The following is a 15,448-nucleotide window of genomic DNA, read 5'->3' on the forward strand; positions in this document are numbered from 1 at the left end:
ACCCCTCCTGCAAAATCCATGCAAGAGAGGTGCTTCCTCATTAACCGTACTATGCTGTTGCCCATATCATACCACAATGGTAAAATTCGTCAATCCCTTAATGACCTACTTATTCAATGCCAACTTGGCAAGCGCCAGTGAACCACACAGCCCCGCATTGTCACCAAGTCCTGGTGAAACAACATACTGGTCAATGTCGGATTGAAGTGCCGGATGCTGAACGTATCCAGCCAGCAACTCCTGCAGTTTGCTACGAACCATCGGGAACAGGTGCTCCTGCTTCATTACTCCGCCACCCATGACAATTTTCTGCGGAGAGAGAATCAGAACATAGTTCATCAGGGCGTGTGCCAGGTAATGTGCTTCGATCTCCCAAGCTTTATGATCTGCAGGCAGTTCATAAGCCGGTTGCTCCCAACGTTTGTTAATGGCCGGTCCTGCTGCAAGGCCTTCGAGGCAGTCACCATGATACGGACAGAAACCCTCGTATGTATCCTCTGGATGTCTGCGTACAATGATATGTCCCATCTCTGGATGTGACAATCCATGGACCATTTTACCGCCAACCACAGCACCTGCACCAATACCTGTACCCACAGTGATATACAGACAGCTCTCAAGACCTTGTGCAGCGCCCCAGGTTGCTTCTCCAAGTGCCGCACCATTCACATCCGTATCAAATGTCATCGGCACATCAAAATGCTCCTTGAGCTTGCCAATCACGTTATACTGTCCCCAATGTGGTTTAGGTGTTGTTGTGATATAGCCATATGTTGGGCTTCCTTCAATCGGATCAATCGGACCGAATGAACCTACACCCAGAGCTTCAATGCCTTTGCCTTCAAAAAATGAAATCACTTGAGCCATGGTCTCTTCCGGTGTTGTTGTTGGAAAACTTACGCGTTCCAGAACTTCTCCGTTTTCTGTGCCAATACCACATACAAATTTGGTTCCGCCTGCTTCAATTGCGCCTAAGATCGTCATGTTAGTCACACTCCCAAGTTAGTTTAAAAAGGAATTCGAATTGCTTTACTTGATGACACGATAATTACCCCGCTACTTGTTCTCCAGCTTGGACAATCGTTTCATTAACGTTTGCCTCCAGCTGTCTGACAGCGCAGGAATGGCCAGCAACGCCTGAATACCTTCGACATTTTCTTTCCCCTGATGCATGATTCGATTGGCTTCAAGAACCGTCATTGAGGCTGGATCGGTGCTGATCCGTCGAAATATCGATAAAGGCCCTACCTCACCTTCTTGCAGTACACGAAAGTAAAAGCCGGTATATCCACTCTCCTGAAAATAAACAGGCAGCTCCTTATAGTCATACCTCGCACCCAGCTTGAAGCAAGGTTGTCTGGGCTGACTGACCTGCACTGTGGCTTCGCCCAACTCGTACACATCACCAATCCGTACGTCTTCTTCGGCACAGCCTTCAACCGTCAGATTTTCTCCACAAGCTCCCCAATCCAGCTTGCGATCCATCAGTTGTTCGAGCACCGGATAACGACTGTAATCGTATACACAAACGGCTTTGTCAGGGCCGCCATGATGCACCAGATCCGCCTGCGCGTCCCCTGTCATTCCAGTGAATGACAGGAAAACCGCGTCGGATACAGGATGTTTCACAATGCCGCTCAGCACTTCACGCTTCTGCCCAGGGAGCGGCCGCGGCAGTCCTACATTAATGGCCAGAACAGCTGTATTGCCCTCCCCTGGCTTTCGATCAGATGTGAGTGTCATTTGCGTCATACCTCCCATAATCACTTTCTTTTAACGCACAGAGCCGCCAAATACGAGTGTATTACTCAATAGCCGACCTGGAGAAGTCAGCATTTTGCCCCCGGCATACATACCCGAGGAAGCACCGCCATCCAGATTCATGGCCTGTTTGGCGCCAAGCTTCTGCATCACCGCTGCCCACTCCTTGATTGTTGCTCCGGAAACGGTAGCCAGCATAACAGAACCGTCCGCCATGATCGCAATACCACTTCTGGCTCCGGAAGCATTAAGAATCTTGGCATCCTTGAAACCTTCGCTCGTCGGATTGACAGCTACCTTACCGTCTTTTACCAGACGGGGTCCTGCCCCAACAGCAGTCACTACATCTTGCCAAGGGATCTCTTTGCCTGCTGCGTTCGTATACTTATAATTCATTTCTACGGTCGAACCAACGGTGAAACGGTCCGAAGAAGACTTCTGATTACCTGTGAAAACCAGTACCGAGCCATTCTTAGGAATCGCTACATTTGTATTGGGCACTTTTTTGGTCACGATACCTTTCTCCATGACAACCGCAGTGCCACCTTTGAATCCGACTGTGGCACCTCGTTCAGGCGTATACAGCATCGTAATGCTTGCGTTCGCTGAAGGTGTTCGATTAATAAAGGTTGCATACCAACTCCGTGATTTACCTTTTGTATCCGTTACTTTACCTGTCAAACTCACCTGAAGTGAATCCATGATCGCCGAGCCGTCTTCCTTAAATCCGATGGATGTTCCGTATCTTCCAATATGTATGACCTTACCATTTGCTATTAACATACCGTATGGATCTGGTGCTCCGTTATATGCTTCAAAAAATGCTCCATTAATGGCTGCTTGTGCACCATAGGCTTTCACAATCGATGGCAATGTTGCCGTCTGGCCAACTTGCTTCTTCGCGAGTCCCACGGTAACCGGTGCTCCCTTTGGAATCGAAACGGTCTGTACGGTAAAATTACGTCCTGCTGCTTTTACTTTCTGTACTTTGGTGTTAATTGCTGCTTTGGCATCCACTGTCTGTGGTGCACTTACTGCTCCCGAAAGAATTACGGGCAAGGCCAGGACGAGGGCCATAGCCCCTGTCCACCACTTTTTTCCTGTTCGTACGTTATTCATGTTGCTCACCCTATTGCCACTCCCATCCAAGAGCCAAGGCTCTTCATCTCAAGTTGTTCAAACTTGTCCATCACCATATCCGGATCAAGACGCAATTCACAGATATCCAGCGCACAGGCAACCGGAACAGCACAATGAATCTCTGCCAGTTTGCGGGACAGATGAAGCATGTCCAAATCATTCTCAATCTTGTTACGCACCGAAGGGGTCAGTTTATCCATGTTGCTCAGAATCCCTTCAATGGAGCCGTATTCCTGCACAAGCTTCAACGCTGTTTTCTCACCAATTCCCCGTACTCCGGGATAATTGTCGCTGGCATCTCCCATCAGACCCTTCATGTCAATCACTTGACGAGGTGTCAGTTGTTTCTCAGCCATGAGCGTTTCAGGGTTGTACACCATGTAGTTGCCATGGCCTTTTTTCATAATAATGATACTTGTGCGGTCATTGATCAGTTGCAACATGTCGTGGTCACCCGTCAGTACCATAACATTCATATCGGTCTCTTCGGTATAATACTTCGCAAGCGTCCCGATGCAATCGTCGGCTTCGAATCCTTGTGCACCTATATTCGGAATACCCAGGCTATCCATGACTTCACGAATCAGAGCAAATTGGGGAATCAGGTCATCCGGAGCTTCGGCCCGGTTGCCTTTGTAGGCTGCATATTCTTCACCGCGGAACGTCTTACCGCCCATATCCCAACAACATACGACATGACTTGGCCCAAAAGTCTGAACCGCATCCCAGAAATAACGGATAAATCCGTAGACTGCGTTGGTAGGCAATCCTGCCTTTGTACGTCTGATATATCCGCTTGCAGATGTCGCATAAAAAGCACGGAACAACACCGCCATACCGTCTACCAGCAACAAAGTAGGTTCATTACGTTGATTCACTTGAATTTGTTCTCTCCTGTCCTGATTCTATAGAAATTAAACTAAAGTATATTTACACTTACCATTCCGATGACAGAACAACCTTCTGATCGCTATTATCCCCAGATTTTTTTTGATTTCCTTTTCCAAAAGGGAAAATCCGGGGATAAAGGCGAACGCTCCGCTTCTTCAGGTTATTTCTGTCCTCTCCATTTTCGTGTAAATGTTTAGTTCAATTTCTATAGCAAATAAAATATCGAACTAATTCTATCATTATAGCATAGTTCCGCCAACCATCGATCAGCCAAAAAAGCCCTGAATTTTGAACAATTCAAGGCTGATATTCAGCGCGTTTATGCGTTATTCCATTCCTGCTCATACGTTTCTTCCTTGAATCCAACCGTCACCTTTTCTCCATCCGTAACGATCGGACGTTTGATCAGACGACCACTGGAAGCCAACAAACGCATCTGTTCATCAGCGGACATGCCCGGAAGCTTGTCCTTCAATTGTTGTTCTTTATATACTTCCCCGCTCGTATTAAAGAACTTCTTCACTTCCAGTCCGCTCTTTTGGATCAGATCTGTTAGTTCAGATTCTGATGGCGGTGAGTCAAAAATAGGGATTAACTCCAGCTCATGTCCTTGAGCTTCAAGCCATTTTACAGCTTTGCGGCATGTGCCGCATTTGGCATATTGATATACTTTTAAGTTACTCATTGTATGTGTTCCTCCTGTGGCTCCGGTTTCGACTTCTCGCTTCCCTTGGTTTGCTTCGCAAATCCAAAAGTCGCTCCAAATCGATACCATCGCCATGTAATTTTACTGATTTTTGCGAATGAGATCAAAAACACACATTCGGCTATATTTTTCGGGTCAAAATCTTACAGCTTTTATATCCTTAAAAGCTTTTGAGATTTGAATTCTTGAAATATTTAACATGAAATGGGTAAACATCAATACATTAAACCATAAAGATTAGCCTACGGCATGTTGTTCGGGTGCATAAAGCATCCCTCACACAAGTTAGCCAACTAGCGTTGACTGACAAGCAGGACGGGCTTTGCACAAAACTACGGCAAAGCCGTTATTTTTTAGGGAAGTGCTTTGGCACTTTCTCCTAGAGCATCTCCCTTGGAGCTGCCTCATCATTCAAACGCTTCTCTAGCGCGGCCATATCTGCGGGAAAAGGAGCTTGAAACGTTATGCGTTCCTTTAGAATGGGATGTTCAAACGTCAATTCACAAGCGTGTAATGCCTGGCGTTTGATCCAGGTATCCCGTTCTTCTCGAACAGCCATGGTCTGCTCATCGATCTCATGCACAGGTAGTGTCTTGTACATTCGATCACCTATCAACGGGCAGCCGATGGACGTCATATGTACCCTGATCTGATGGGTTCTGCCACTTTCCAGCTTGAGGCTTATCGCACTGGCGCTGCCCCCTGACCAACGTGTTAAGGTTGTGTACAACGTTCTTGCAGCGTAACCATCAGGTGTTACGATTCGGCGGTGTGGCTCTTCAGGATCGCGATCGATCGGGCCATCTACTGCCCCTTGTTCCGGGACAGGGCTGCCGTGCACAAGTGCAATATATTTCTTGTCTACTGTTCCAGCGATCATCTGTTCAGAGACATGCTGATGCACATAAGGGTTCTTGGCTATTGCGAGCACACCTGACGTTTCCTGATCAAGTCGATGAATCGGTCTGAACCGGAAGTGCTCGCCCTTGGTTTTCCAGTAATGAACAACGCCATTTGCCAAAGTACCCGTGTAATGTCCATGTGTCGGATGAACGATGATGCCCGCATCCTTGTTGACAATAAGCAAGTGCTCATCTTCATACAGAACGGTAAATGGAATAGGCTCGGGCAAAATATCATCCGATTCCTCTTGCTCCATCCGAACTTCAACGACATCACCCGCAGCTACCTTGACGCTAATGTACACGCGCTCTCCATTAAGCATGACACCTTGCTCCGTCAGCTTAATTTTGGACAAAAGCTTACGCGACACCAGCAGCCGGCGCTGAAGCACGGTCTTCAGCAGCCAGCCATCTTCTTGTTCGGTCACCGTGTAGACAATCGGCGAATAATATTGGCTCATTCTTTGCGGCGGAAGACTTTTTTGCTCCGCACATATTCAATATCCGCCACCTGTTGTCTCGCGTTGGCCGTCCGTGCAACCACGAAGAAATAATCAGACAGTCGGTTTAGATACCGTCGTACAGACGGATTAATATCTGTATGTTGTCCAAGTGTTACTGTGCGACGCTCTGCGCGACGACATACAGTACGGCACACATGAAGAGCAGAGGACAGCTGACTGCCACCAGGAATAATGAATCGTTCCACTTTTGGATTCTCTGCATCATACTGGTCGATCCATTGTTCCAGACGTGTGACCATTTCATCTCTCACCTTATATTTGGTCTCACTAATCTTCACAAAGGCCAGATCCGACCCGCAATCAAACAGTTCCTGCTGAACTTCCAGCAGGTGTTCACGCAGATCTTCAAATTCCCCTTGAGCCGAGTCAATAAGGCTGATCGCCTGGCCTACAAAACAGTTCAACTCATCAATCGTACCATAAGCCTCAACTCGGTCATCATCCTTGATGACGCGTCCACCGATGACCGAAGTCTGTCCTTCGTCACCTGTTCGTGTATATATGCCCATCGTTATCCCTCCAATTGGTAATATAATAATGAATACGGGAATGCCATTTTTTCAGAAACCCGTCTATCGCTTTACACGTATATAAGAATTGGTGTGCTCTGCCGAGTATACGACAAATCAAAGGAAACCAAAAGTAAAGGAGACGATTATGCAAAACTGGATAACCGATTTCATGGAACAATACGGCTACATAGGCATTGCACTCATTATTGCTCTTGAGAACGTATTTCCCCCGATTCCATCCGAAATCATCTTGCCGTTTGGCGGATTTATGACCACCTATACCAGTCTCACTCTTCCAGGAGTTATTATCGCCGCAACTATTGGTTCTGTCTTTGGTGCTGTGATCCTGTATGGTATTGGTTTACTCATTGACGTCGAACGCCTTGAGAAAATTGTGGAACGCTGGGGACATGTTCTGCGCATCAAAAAAGAGGATATTCACCGTGTCGACGCATGGTTTGACAAATATGGCATGTGGACCGTGTTATTCTGCCGAATGGTTCCCCTCGTTCGTAGTCTTATCTCCATTCCCGCAGGCATGTCCAATATGAAATTTGGTTTATTCCTTCTCTTTACAACCATTGGTACATTGATCTGGAATGTCATTCTTGTCTGCGTTGGTGCTGCGCTTGGCGCATCATGGGAGAGCATTTTGCACTTTATGGACGTCTATTCCATTGTAGTGTACGTCATTCTGGCCATTATTGTCATCGGATGTATCATCTGGTGGATCAGACGTAGCAAAAAGTAGAAATAAAAAGAATAGCTTAATAAATAAAGCCTCCTCGCCACCAATTCGTGGTTAAGGAGGCTTCTTTATGTCACCCGTTTATGTCATCTCGCTATCGTTCATCTTCATTTCGCATGCCCTGACTCTTAAGATCGATAGCCAGACCAGATACCAGCATGTACATCTTTTCAGCATGTATCTGCAGCATCCGATTAACCGAAGCCATTCTCGCTGTAAATATTCGTTCTTCCTCGGTAGGATGCAATGTGCCATGCATTTCATTGGTAATCACAAGCAACTTCCCCTGATAAGACAATAATGCATCAAGCAAAAGCTGTGTCTCTGAACGCTGATGATCCAGATCCTTTGTTGCCCTGAAGCCGGCAGCCATCCAGGAGGTCAGACTGTCTACAATTACAATTCGCTGATCCGCCAAAAACAGATTGGATTCCCGATTAATCTGGGTGATCACCTCTGTCAGATGCTGACCGTTCCCGGCATGAATGGCACGATAATGAGCGGATGGCAATTCGGGAATAACGGGATCATGATCACCGGTGGATAAATATACACCCTCCCGGCTAATCCCGGCTGCGTACTTGAGGGCAAACCGGGTTTTACCACTACCTATGCCGCCTGTGACCGTAATCAGCAATCCGCTTCCCTCCTTCCATAGCCATTCTGAATTTTCTTTACTCTGTCAGCGCCTTCAGCACTTTTTTGGATTCTTCGACATTAGAAGATGACACTGGAATGGTAGCGAACAAATTGCTCGCAGCATATTCTACATCTTTAAACATTTTCATATCTTCGAGTGGAATGCCGTAAAGATGTGATTCTTGCTTGAGATCTGAACCTCCATCTCCTTCACCCTTCTCTACCAATACTCCACCCTCAAATACACCCCGTTCAAACTTCTTGGGATCAAAAGTATCATCCAGCGGAACATTGGAGCCATTACTTCCGTATTGTTTCATGTCGGTTTCAGGCAATATGAAGATATCATGTCCTCCAGCCGCATATTCTACCATAATTTTCTGAACATCATACATCGCACTGGTGATCACTTCCACCTTGGGTTCCTCACCCAGTTTCTGTTGCAGATTGGCCTGTAACTGTTCTGAGATTACAGATGGATTTCCTTGGTTATCAATGATGAAAATGGAAAAACCATCTTTACCTCCACAACCAGCAAGCAGAAAAACGATAGAAATGATTGCAGTAAGCCCCCAAAATCTCTTCATTCCAGTTCCCCCTTTAGTCTCCTATGTCCAATATATCACAATTGTTCCACGCAAAAAAATAACCTGCCTTATCGGGGGATCACCCTGCCTTTACACACAAAAAAAGAAGACCCTCTCAGGTCTCCCTTTCGAATTCGATTAATGAAACGTTTCACTACAGCATAAACGTTATTTTCCTTTAATCGGGTTAGCCTTCATATATTCATTAATCTTTAAATCCAGCAAACTGCTGATTTCAATTACAATATCGGATGTGAATGATTTCTCTTCGAGGAAGATCTGTTCCATCTTGCGACGAAGCATATGAATTTCATCTTCCAAGGAAATGTCATGCAAAGATGCGTTATCGGGTTTCACCGACCATCGGTCGCCATGATCGCCTTCTGCCAGATAGTGCCCACGATTCGTCGGTAAATCATATTCAACACAAAACAAAGCTAACCCCTCCTTGGAAAAATGGTTTCCAAATTTATGAAAACTTATTTCAAATTGAAATTATATCACATTATTTTGTAAAAGAAAGTTATTTTTTTCAATAATAAAAATGTCACATTTGTAAAAAGATTCTACTTTAGTATTAACCCTCTTTTTGCAATTTGTAAACAAAGTTTCCGATTCGTTCCAAAGCTTCATTTAATTGGGTTACAGAAGTAGCATAAGAACAACGCAAGAAGCCTTCACCCTGAGGGCCAAAAACATTACCCGGAACAGCAGCCACTTTATTTTCCGTTAACAATCGCTCAGCAAACAGGTCGGAACTCATACCCGTCTTTTGAATGCTCGGGAATGCATAGAATGCTCCCTGAGGTTCATGACAATCAAGTCCAATATCCCTGAATCCCTGCACAATTAAACGTCTACGCTGATTATACGATTCTACCATCCGATCTTTCTCACCCAAACCATTTGTCAACGCCTCAAGTGCAGCAACCTGACCCATGGCCGGCGCACACATTACCGTATACTGATGGATTTTGAGCATGGCTGCAATAAGCTCAGGATGACCACACATGTACCCAATCCGCCAACCTGTCATTGCAAAAGCCTTTGAAAATCCGCTTACGAGAATGGTCCGCTCCTTCATGTCAGGGATAGCTGCAAAGCTAACATGTTTTTGCGTATACGTCAATTCAGCGTAAATTTCATCCGCGATCACAATCAGATCATGCTTTTTAATCACTTCAGCAATAGGCAGCCACTCTTCATACGTCATGATGGCTCCAGTGGGATTACTCGGATAACACAGAATAACCACTTTCGACTTCGGTGTGATACCAGCTTCAAGTGCTTCGGCCGTTAACTTGAACTGATCTTTCGCATAGGTATCAACACCAACTGGTATACCGCCACCGATTGAAGCGATTGGTGAATACGCCACGTACGAAGGTTCAGGAATGAGAATCTCGTCGCCAGGTACGATTAATGCGCGCAAAGCCAAGTCAATCGCTTCACTGCCACCCACAGTAACAATAATCTCATCCTTGGGATCGTATTTGGTATCAAACTGAGTATCCAAATATTCACTGATGGCTTCTCTCAACTTCGGCATACCTGCGTTGGATGTGTAGCTGGTCATACCTCTTTCCAGCGAGTATACACAAGCTTCACGCATATGCCAAGGGGTAACAAAATCAGGTTCACCCACACCCAATGTGATAATATCCTTGTTGTCTCCAACCAGATCAAAAAATTTGCGAATTCCGGATGGAGGTATCTGCTGCACGAGGGGTGCCAGATAAGATGTCATTTTCTTGTTGTTCCCGGTTGTCTGTTCATTCACTATCATGACACATCTTCCTTTACGGCGAGATCATGAGACGGTTGTCTTCCTGATGGTCTTCAAAGATAATCCCGTCCTGCTTATATTTTTTAAGAATAAAATTCGTTTTGGTTGAAAGTACAGAGTCTATCGGAGACAGTTTCTCCGACACAAAATTAGCGACTTCACGCAGGTTGCCACCTTCCACTTCAACGAGCAGATCGTATGCACCGGACATGAGATATACGGACTTCACTTGCGGATAGAGATAAATACGTTCAGCAATCCCTTCAAAACCACGACCACGCTCCGGCGTGATCTGCACCTCAATCAGGGCCGTTACTTTTTCATCATCTATTTTGCTCCAGTTCACGACGGTTGCGTATTTTACAATGACGTGGTCTTGTTCTAGCTGTGCCACGGCGTTCTTGATCTTGTCTTCCGACTCCCCCAGCAGCGTCGACAGCAGTGCGGGAGTCCTTCTCGCGTCTTCCTTCAGCAGATCCAGAACTTTTAATTGCAGATCGTTCAAATCTTTCATGGTTTTCCCTCCAGCATCATCCAGGTTCCTGAAAATGAATTAATACTTATATTACATGAATTTGACGTTGATGCATAGACAAAAGACCGCCTGCCCTGAATTCAGGCAAGCGGTGGTATGGTCCTGTAACGTTAGGTGCTTCAAACCTCTTTTGCAAAGGTTACATGTAATAAGGGTTACCGTAATTCGGTTGATGCTGAGACACATTAGGAGCTTGGCTATATGAACTGTTCTGCGTATTCTTTTCCTGAATGAATTGCTGACACTTTTGTTGGGTCTGGTGGGCGGACTGAATTTGCTTGTCCACGTCCTGACGAAGTGCCTTGGACGAGACAGAATACATGTTGTTTTGCTGCATCAGATTGAACAGTTCCCCTTGTAATCTTAGGGTATCGTTCGTCAGGTCTGTGAACATTCGACGTGTCATGGGGCAGGAAGCTTCCGTTGTCGCAGTCGTATATTCGCGCGAGGTTCGTCTTAAATCTGCAAGAATCGACTTCAGCAGATCCTGCTCCTGCATAAAAGCGCCATTAGATGATAAAGATTGAGAATACATGCGTTTTCCTCCTATACAGTTAGAGTTGTCTTCAATTACTGACTTGCGCCGGTGCAAGAGACTGATGTTGCTGCAATGCATTGACAAGCGTGTTCAGATGTTGTTCATGTGAGCGAACATAGTGATTCAGAGCTTGTTGAATTTGTGGATTATGTGTGATGGAAGCTGTGGCTGCACACTGCTTAATCAGCAGTTCTTCATTGGTGATAGAGTCCGCAATGTAGTTCAATTCCTTAGGACTCAGCGCTTGCATAGTATGATTCTGCATGTTTCGATGGCCTCCTCGGCATAAAGTTTATGCGCAATTATTGTTAACCCGGTCACACAAAAATATACAAATTTAAATTATAAAGGAGATGTTTCTAATGGATCTGGTCTATGGCACACCTTTCTGGCCCTCCACTTTCAATTCAACATTTAATTATTCTGCTCTGCAAGAAGACATCTCTTGTGACTGCCTCATCATTGGTGGGGGCATGGGGGGCGCATTGACATCTAAACTACTCACGGAACAGGGTGTTAACACTGTTGTGATTGATAAGCGAGACATTGCCAACGGCAGCAGTTCTGCCAATACAGGTCTTTTACAATACACCAATGACAAGACACTAACCTCATGTATCCACACTTTTGGTGAAGCAAAAGGCGTACGTTTTTATGAGCTTTGTCGTGAAGCCATGAAACAACTTGCTCAAATTGCAGACAGCCTGGATACAGACCCTTGGTTTATCCCACGAACAAGTCTTTGTTTTGCGAGCAGTAAAGATGATGTGGCCCTATTGGAGGAAGAATATCAGACCTTGAAGCGTTATGGTTTTGAAGCTGAACTGTGGGATGCCGACAAAATAAGCCAGCATTTCCCCTTCAGCAAACCCGCTGCACTGTACACCATGGGAGATGCGGAAGTGAACCCCTATCGTTTTGTTCATGCCTTGTTTGAATCCGCCAATAAGCGTGGCGCTCGAATCTATGGTCAGACGGAGATGATACACTGTGATTACGATGAAGATGGTGTAGTCTGCCACACTGCCAACGGTAAAATCCGTGCCAAGAAAGTCATATTTGCTGCCGGTTACGAGACACAGGACATCAAAAAGGATCGCGGAGCCTATCTGAAAACGACCTACGCGATTGCTACCAAACCGTTGTCTGATCTTAGTGAATGGTTTGAACACAGCATGATTTGGGAGACAGCTCGCCCATATTTGTATATGCGAACAACACCGGACGGAAGAATCATCGCAGGCGGTTTGGATGAAGAAACACCTCGAGAGGATCAACGTGAAATACGTTCAAAACACCGGGGAGATACACTCCTGGAAGAGGTCCGTTCCTATTTCCCTTTAGATGATCTTGAAGTCGATTATGCCTGGGGTGCTGTGTTTGGTAATACGAATGATGGCCTCCCCCTGATCGGTACACATCCCGATTATCCGCATTCATATTTTGTAGAAGGATATGGAGGTAACGGGACTGTATACAGCATGATTGCTGCTTCCTTAATTGTGGATGCTATTACTGGCAAACCAAACCCTGATATGGATCTGTTCTCTCTCACACGTACAAGTAAACCATCTCCTGTATAACCAACAACTGAATCAATACAACTACAAATAGGGTACAGCACACGGAAAGTTCTCTTTTCCCGTCGCTGTACCCTGCTTATATATTGGGAAGCCTGCTAAGCCGAGGGCTCTTGCCCTTCCGTTCGGTTCAATAACTTGCGCATAAAGATCCATCCAATTAGCGGAGAAGCACCAAGGACAATAATAAGCCAGGTCAACATGCGTAGAGACGGAGCATTTAAGACCGTCACAATAAATATGGCCAACCCACATAGTCTGCCAAGCATCAGGCATAACTCTCTCAAAACGACAAGTTCAACCCTTTTCTCCACATTTTCGCCACTTGTGCCCATCATGTCGAATCCCGCTGATATCATCGGTAGTACATATAACGGCATCGCAACAGCACTCCCAATTCCCATGATTAACAGCGTACCATAGGTCACTTTCCAGAGAAGAGGAAGAAGCACAACAAGCAGAATGAGGGCTCCAATGAACATGCCTTTTGATCTATACTGTGGTTTAAACCATTTCCCGGCTGCCCAATAACTTACTAGTGCCACAGCAGAAGTGATGAGTGAGAACTGCCCCAATTTGTACTCCTGTGCGGTAGCCAAATATACAAGCAGTGCAATCAGGAAGGCAAAGACACCTTCACGTGCACCCTGAGCGAATAATCCCAAGCCTAAGGTCCTCCAGGGACTATCCTGCTTGGATAGCTGTATCCAAGGTTCCGACCAGCGGTATGTACCGCTCACCTTTCTTTTTTTCAGAAAAAAACTAAAAACTACCGCTATGACATAAATAACGAGTGATACCGTAAAGATGATCCGATATCCTGTGTTGTCTGTCATGCGAGTAATAATCAGACCGGAGAACCATGGACCTATAATTCCTGTCATCGAACCAAGTAACCCGACCCAACCGTTGAATAGATCCCTGTTTTCCCGATCCGTTATTTCAAAATACACAACATTAAATGCAATCCAGAATAGCCCCAAGGAACAACCTAGTAGCATACCCAGAGGCCATATCCAGTCTACAGCTTTGGAACCAGCCCAGAGGACTATCATATAAAATATGCCGGACAGCGCAGTACCTAGTCGTAGTGCACTCATTTTATTGTGTTCCTTGACCCATTTGCCAGCAAGCCAGAATGTCAGTCCAATGGCCAGTTGCTGGCTGAGAGTGAACCACCCCAACATGGCATAATCCGGACGGCTTTTCCACAGAAACACATTCAAAAAGGTTCCCGACAGCGCTCCGGCTAACGCAAACAATCCATTCACGCCCAAAAGCAGAATGGATTGTCGGCCTAAAGTAATCTTCATCTGCTCCTCCTTCATCCACCTGAAGTGAACTATGTACAGGTAGGTCTTAGGGTTAACGTGCCCCAAGCAAGAGGAAAACATGATGAATCTTCAGGATTGCTATGAAATTGGTTAGAATCTCCGAAATGTTTATTCCTGCGTACTCAGGTTCTTGATCAGACGCAGACGATCTTCCTCAGACAGGCTGTATTGGACTTGGAAACATCCCGAGCATACATAGGTCAATACTTTAAACGGTGATGCCAATAGTGACCCTTCGCCTGAAGCTGCGTTAGCAACTGGTGTGAAGTTATCCTGCGTTGTAGCTTGTGTACCTGCGAGAATCATGAATTCCCGGCAATTCGGGCACTCTGGTACTTCTTCCTGATGATCAAGTTGCTTCTGTACACCTTGTTCATACTGAATGAGATCATTACCTTCATCCGCGTATTTGGTTAACGTTCGCAACTCCGGCAATTTGAGTTCGACTTCATCCCCCCACAGATCCGAAAGATCCGTAGTCTGTTTCTCGTTCGTTACATCGTCTACATCATAGATGTCGTCCTCAGCTTCATCGTTCTCTTCATCATCGATGTTAATGTTGAGCGTACGGTATCCTTTTAACTCATTGTGGCAATAAGGACACTCTTCTTCAGGACCGAGCTCCTCATCCCATACAATCTCCGTCTGACACCAAGGACATACTGTTGTTTCCATATTGAATCAACCTTTCTCTTTCAAATAATCATGTATTCATTACATAGATGATACCGATGGCAAAGAATACAATCGATGCCGCAAACAGAATCCGTATCAATATCTTCATGACCGGTCCCCCTAGATAATGCTCGCGCCAATAACAAACGACAACGAGACGGAAATAATCATGGATATCAACCCGACAGCTCGGTTATCCGCTTCGATCTCCTTATCAATGGAGAACACGGGTGTCAGGAATTCAAATAAAAAGTAGGCAATGAGCAGAAGGATAAACCCTACAAATGACCACGTCATGGCTTCATATACCGAAGATTTCGCTTGTATGCAGAACCGCAATACGTTGCAGATCCCGAAGATCTTGCCTCCTGTAGCCATCGCAACAGCCACATTGCCCTTCTTGATCTCCGTCCAGCATTTATACTTGGTCACCAGTTCGAAGCAAGCCAGAAATACAAGCAGCTCCATAATCGCTACCGAGAAAAAACCGAGTACCATCCCCAAGGGATGAGACAGCAATTGGTCAATGCTTTCTATCACGCACCGTTCCCCTCTCCCCATCTGCGACCTTCATGTATAAGGTCGCAGAA

At 45.7% G+C, this 15,448-nt stretch carries 19 protein-coding genes; 2 read left to right on the forward strand and 17 right to left on the reverse strand.

Annotated elements, in window-relative coordinates; all coding sequences use genetic code 11:
* Window positions 1-105: 105 nt before the first annotated feature.
* The 7 genes from PAEAM_RS26795 to PAEAM_RS26825 form a co-directional block, all read right to left on the reverse strand.
* Complete coding sequence (locus PAEAM_RS26795; RefSeq protein WP_047842269.1) at window positions 106-984, reverse strand: ROK family protein; 879 nt, start codon at window positions 982-984, stop codon at window positions 106-108.
* A 72-nt stretch (window positions 985-1,056) separates the two neighbouring features.
* Window positions 1,057-1,743 (reverse strand): MOSC domain-containing protein, encoded by a 687-nt coding sequence (locus PAEAM_RS26800; RefSeq protein WP_100529505.1) that lies wholly within the window; start codon window positions 1,741-1,743, stop codon window positions 1,057-1,059.
* 30 nt (window positions 1,744-1,773) lie between these two features.
* Window positions 1,774-2,880: a phosphodiester glycosidase family protein gene (locus PAEAM_RS26805; RefSeq protein ID WP_347707919.1), complete on the reverse strand. Its 1,107-nt coding sequence runs from the start codon at window positions 2,878-2,880 to the stop codon at window positions 1,774-1,776.
* 5 nt (window positions 2,881-2,885) lie between these two features.
* Entirely contained in the window at window positions 2,886-3,779 is an 894-nt protein-coding gene (locus PAEAM_RS26810; protein WP_017689620.1) for a 5'-3' exonuclease, read from the reverse strand.
* Window positions 3,780-4,111: 332 nt separating this feature from the next.
* Window positions 4,112-4,477 (reverse strand): arsenate reductase family protein, encoded by a 366-nt coding sequence (locus PAEAM_RS26815; RefSeq protein ID WP_100529507.1) that lies wholly within the window; start codon window positions 4,475-4,477, stop codon window positions 4,112-4,114.
* Window positions 4,478-4,877: 400 nt separating this feature from the next.
* Complete coding sequence (locus tag PAEAM_RS26820; protein ID WP_100529508.1) at window positions 4,878-5,861, reverse strand: RluA family pseudouridine synthase; 984 nt, start codon at window positions 5,859-5,861, stop codon at window positions 4,878-4,880.
* A complete protein-coding gene (locus PAEAM_RS26825) occupies window positions 5,858-6,433 on the reverse strand; it encodes a cob(I)yrinic acid a,c-diamide adenosyltransferase (RefSeq protein ID WP_036610088.1) in 576 nt (191 codons plus the stop codon). The genes PAEAM_RS26820 and PAEAM_RS26825 overlap by 4 nt, the downstream gene beginning before the upstream one ends.
* Window positions 6,434-6,581: 148 nt before the next feature.
* Between PAEAM_RS26825 and PAEAM_RS26830 the strand changes: the two genes are divergently transcribed.
* Entirely contained in the window at window positions 6,582-7,187 is a 606-nt protein-coding gene (locus PAEAM_RS26830) for a DedA family protein (protein ID WP_100529509.1), read from the forward strand.
* Between the two features lie 91 nt (window positions 7,188-7,278).
* Here PAEAM_RS26830 and PAEAM_RS26835 read toward each other — a convergent pair whose 3' ends face one another.
* The 7 genes from PAEAM_RS26835 to PAEAM_RS26865 form a co-directional block, all read right to left on the reverse strand.
* The gene (locus PAEAM_RS26835) at window positions 7,279-7,821 is read right to left on the reverse strand and encodes a bifunctional adenosylcobinamide kinase/adenosylcobinamide-phosphate guanylyltransferase (RefSeq protein WP_100529510.1); all 543 of its coding nucleotides are present in this window, start codon (window positions 7,819-7,821) and stop codon (window positions 7,279-7,281) included.
* Window positions 7,822-7,858: 37 nt separating this feature from the next.
* Window positions 7,859-8,410 (reverse strand): type 2 periplasmic-binding domain-containing protein, encoded by a 552-nt coding sequence (locus PAEAM_RS26840; protein ID WP_076252431.1) that lies wholly within the window; start codon window positions 8,408-8,410, stop codon window positions 7,859-7,861.
* Between the two features lie 168 nt (window positions 8,411-8,578).
* Window positions 8,579-8,800 carry an aspartyl-phosphate phosphatase Spo0E family protein gene (locus tag PAEAM_RS26845; RefSeq protein ID WP_176872852.1) on the reverse strand — a complete coding sequence of 74 codons (222 nt, stop codon included), beginning with the start codon at window positions 8,798-8,800 and terminating at the stop codon, window positions 8,579-8,581.
* Window positions 8,801-8,987: 187 nt separating this feature from the next.
* Complete coding sequence (locus PAEAM_RS26850) at window positions 8,988-10,196, reverse strand: aminotransferase class I/II-fold pyridoxal phosphate-dependent enzyme (protein WP_047842264.1); 1,209 nt, start codon at window positions 10,194-10,196, stop codon at window positions 8,988-8,990.
* Between the two features lie 13 nt (window positions 10,197-10,209).
* Window positions 10,210-10,710, reverse strand: coding sequence for an Lrp/AsnC family transcriptional regulator (locus tag PAEAM_RS26855; protein ID WP_024628343.1), 501 nt, complete (start codon window positions 10,708-10,710; stop codon window positions 10,210-10,212).
* 160 nt (window positions 10,711-10,870) lie between these two features.
* On the reverse strand, window positions 10,871-11,266 hold the full coding sequence (locus PAEAM_RS26860; RefSeq protein WP_017689630.1) for a spore coat protein: 396 nt from the start codon (window positions 11,264-11,266) through the stop codon (window positions 10,871-10,873).
* 31 nt (window positions 11,267-11,297) lie between these two features.
* The gene (locus tag PAEAM_RS26865) at window positions 11,298-11,534 is read right to left on the reverse strand and encodes a hypothetical protein (RefSeq protein WP_036610100.1); all 237 of its coding nucleotides are present in this window, start codon (window positions 11,532-11,534) and stop codon (window positions 11,298-11,300) included.
* A gap of 97 nt (window positions 11,535-11,631) precedes the next feature.
* On the opposite strand from PAEAM_RS26865, the gene PAEAM_RS26870 reads away from it, so the two are divergent.
* Window positions 11,632-12,852: an NAD(P)/FAD-dependent oxidoreductase gene (locus tag PAEAM_RS26870; RefSeq protein ID WP_100529511.1), complete on the forward strand. Its 1,221-nt coding sequence runs from the start codon at window positions 11,632-11,634 to the stop codon at window positions 12,850-12,852.
* A gap of 95 nt (window positions 12,853-12,947) precedes the next feature.
* Here PAEAM_RS26870 and PAEAM_RS26875 read toward each other — a convergent pair whose 3' ends face one another.
* The 3 genes from PAEAM_RS26875 to PAEAM_RS26885 form a co-directional block, all read right to left on the reverse strand.
* Complete coding sequence (locus PAEAM_RS26875; RefSeq protein ID WP_100529512.1) at window positions 12,948-14,162, reverse strand: MFS transporter; 1,215 nt, start codon at window positions 14,160-14,162, stop codon at window positions 12,948-12,950.
* 129 nt (window positions 14,163-14,291) lie between these two features.
* A complete protein-coding gene (locus PAEAM_RS26880) occupies window positions 14,292-14,858 on the reverse strand; it encodes a hypothetical protein (RefSeq protein WP_076327048.1) in 567 nt (188 codons plus the stop codon).
* Between the two features lie 120 nt (window positions 14,859-14,978).
* Window positions 14,979-15,398, reverse strand: a complete 420-nt coding sequence (locus PAEAM_RS26885) for a DUF350 domain-containing protein (RefSeq protein WP_223868827.1) — start codon at window positions 15,396-15,398, stop codon at window positions 14,979-14,981.
* Window positions 15,399-15,448: the final 50 nt, after the last annotated feature.

The sequence above is a fragment of the Paenibacillus sp. GM1FR genome (genome assembly GCF_002803315.1).
In the GTDB taxonomy this organism is placed as follows: domain Bacteria; phylum Bacillota; class Bacilli; order Paenibacillales; family Paenibacillaceae; genus Paenibacillus; species Paenibacillus amylolyticus.

Excerpts from the sequence above, each read along its gene's own strand:
- PAEAM_RS26795 (WP_047842269.1), bottom strand. The coding sequence starts at position 984 with ATGACGATCTTAGGCGCAATTGAAGCAGGCGGAACCAAATTTGTATGT.
- PAEAM_RS26800 (WP_100529505.1), bottom strand. The coding sequence starts at position 1,743 with ATGACACTCACATCTGATCGAAAGCCAGGGGAGGGCAATACAGCTGTT.
- PAEAM_RS26805 (WP_347707919.1), bottom strand. The coding sequence starts at position 2,880 with ATGAATAACGTACGAACAGGAAAAAAGTGGTGGACAGGGGCTATGGCC.
- PAEAM_RS26815 (WP_100529507.1), bottom strand. The coding sequence starts at position 4,477 with ATGAGTAACTTAAAAGTATATCAATATGCCAAATGCGGCACATGCCGC.
- PAEAM_RS26820 (WP_100529508.1), bottom strand. The coding sequence starts at position 5,861 with ATGAGCCAATATTATTCGCCGATTGTCTACACGGTGACCGAACAAGAA.
- PAEAM_RS26825 (WP_036610088.1), bottom strand. The coding sequence starts at position 6,433 with ATGGGCATATATACACGAACAGGTGACGAAGGACAGACTTCGGTCATC.
- PAEAM_RS26830 (WP_100529509.1), top strand. The coding sequence starts at position 6,582 with ATGCAAAACTGGATAACCGATTTCATGGAACAATACGGCTACATAGGC.
- PAEAM_RS26840 (WP_076252431.1), bottom strand. The coding sequence starts at position 8,410 with ATGAAGAGATTTTGGGGGCTTACTGCAATCATTTCTATCGTTTTTCTG.
- PAEAM_RS26850 (WP_047842264.1), bottom strand. The coding sequence starts at position 10,196 with ATGATAGTGAATGAACAGACAACCGGGAACAACAAGAAAATGACATCT.
- PAEAM_RS26855 (WP_024628343.1), bottom strand. The coding sequence starts at position 10,710 with ATGAAAGATTTGAACGATCTGCAATTAAAAGTTCTGGATCTGCTGAAG.
- PAEAM_RS26860 (WP_017689630.1), bottom strand. The coding sequence starts at position 11,266 with ATGTATTCTCAATCTTTATCATCTAATGGCGCTTTTATGCAGGAGCAG.
- PAEAM_RS26865 (WP_036610100.1), bottom strand. The coding sequence starts at position 11,534 with ATGCAGAATCATACTATGCAAGCGCTGAGTCCTAAGGAATTGAACTAC.
- PAEAM_RS26870 (WP_100529511.1), top strand. The coding sequence starts at position 11,632 with ATGGATCTGGTCTATGGCACACCTTTCTGGCCCTCCACTTTCAATTCA.
- PAEAM_RS26875 (WP_100529512.1), bottom strand. The coding sequence starts at position 14,162 with ATGAAGATTACTTTAGGCCGACAATCCATTCTGCTTTTGGGCGTGAAT.
- PAEAM_RS26880 (WP_076327048.1), bottom strand. The coding sequence starts at position 14,858 with ATGGAAACAACAGTATGTCCTTGGTGTCAGACGGAGATTGTATGGGAT.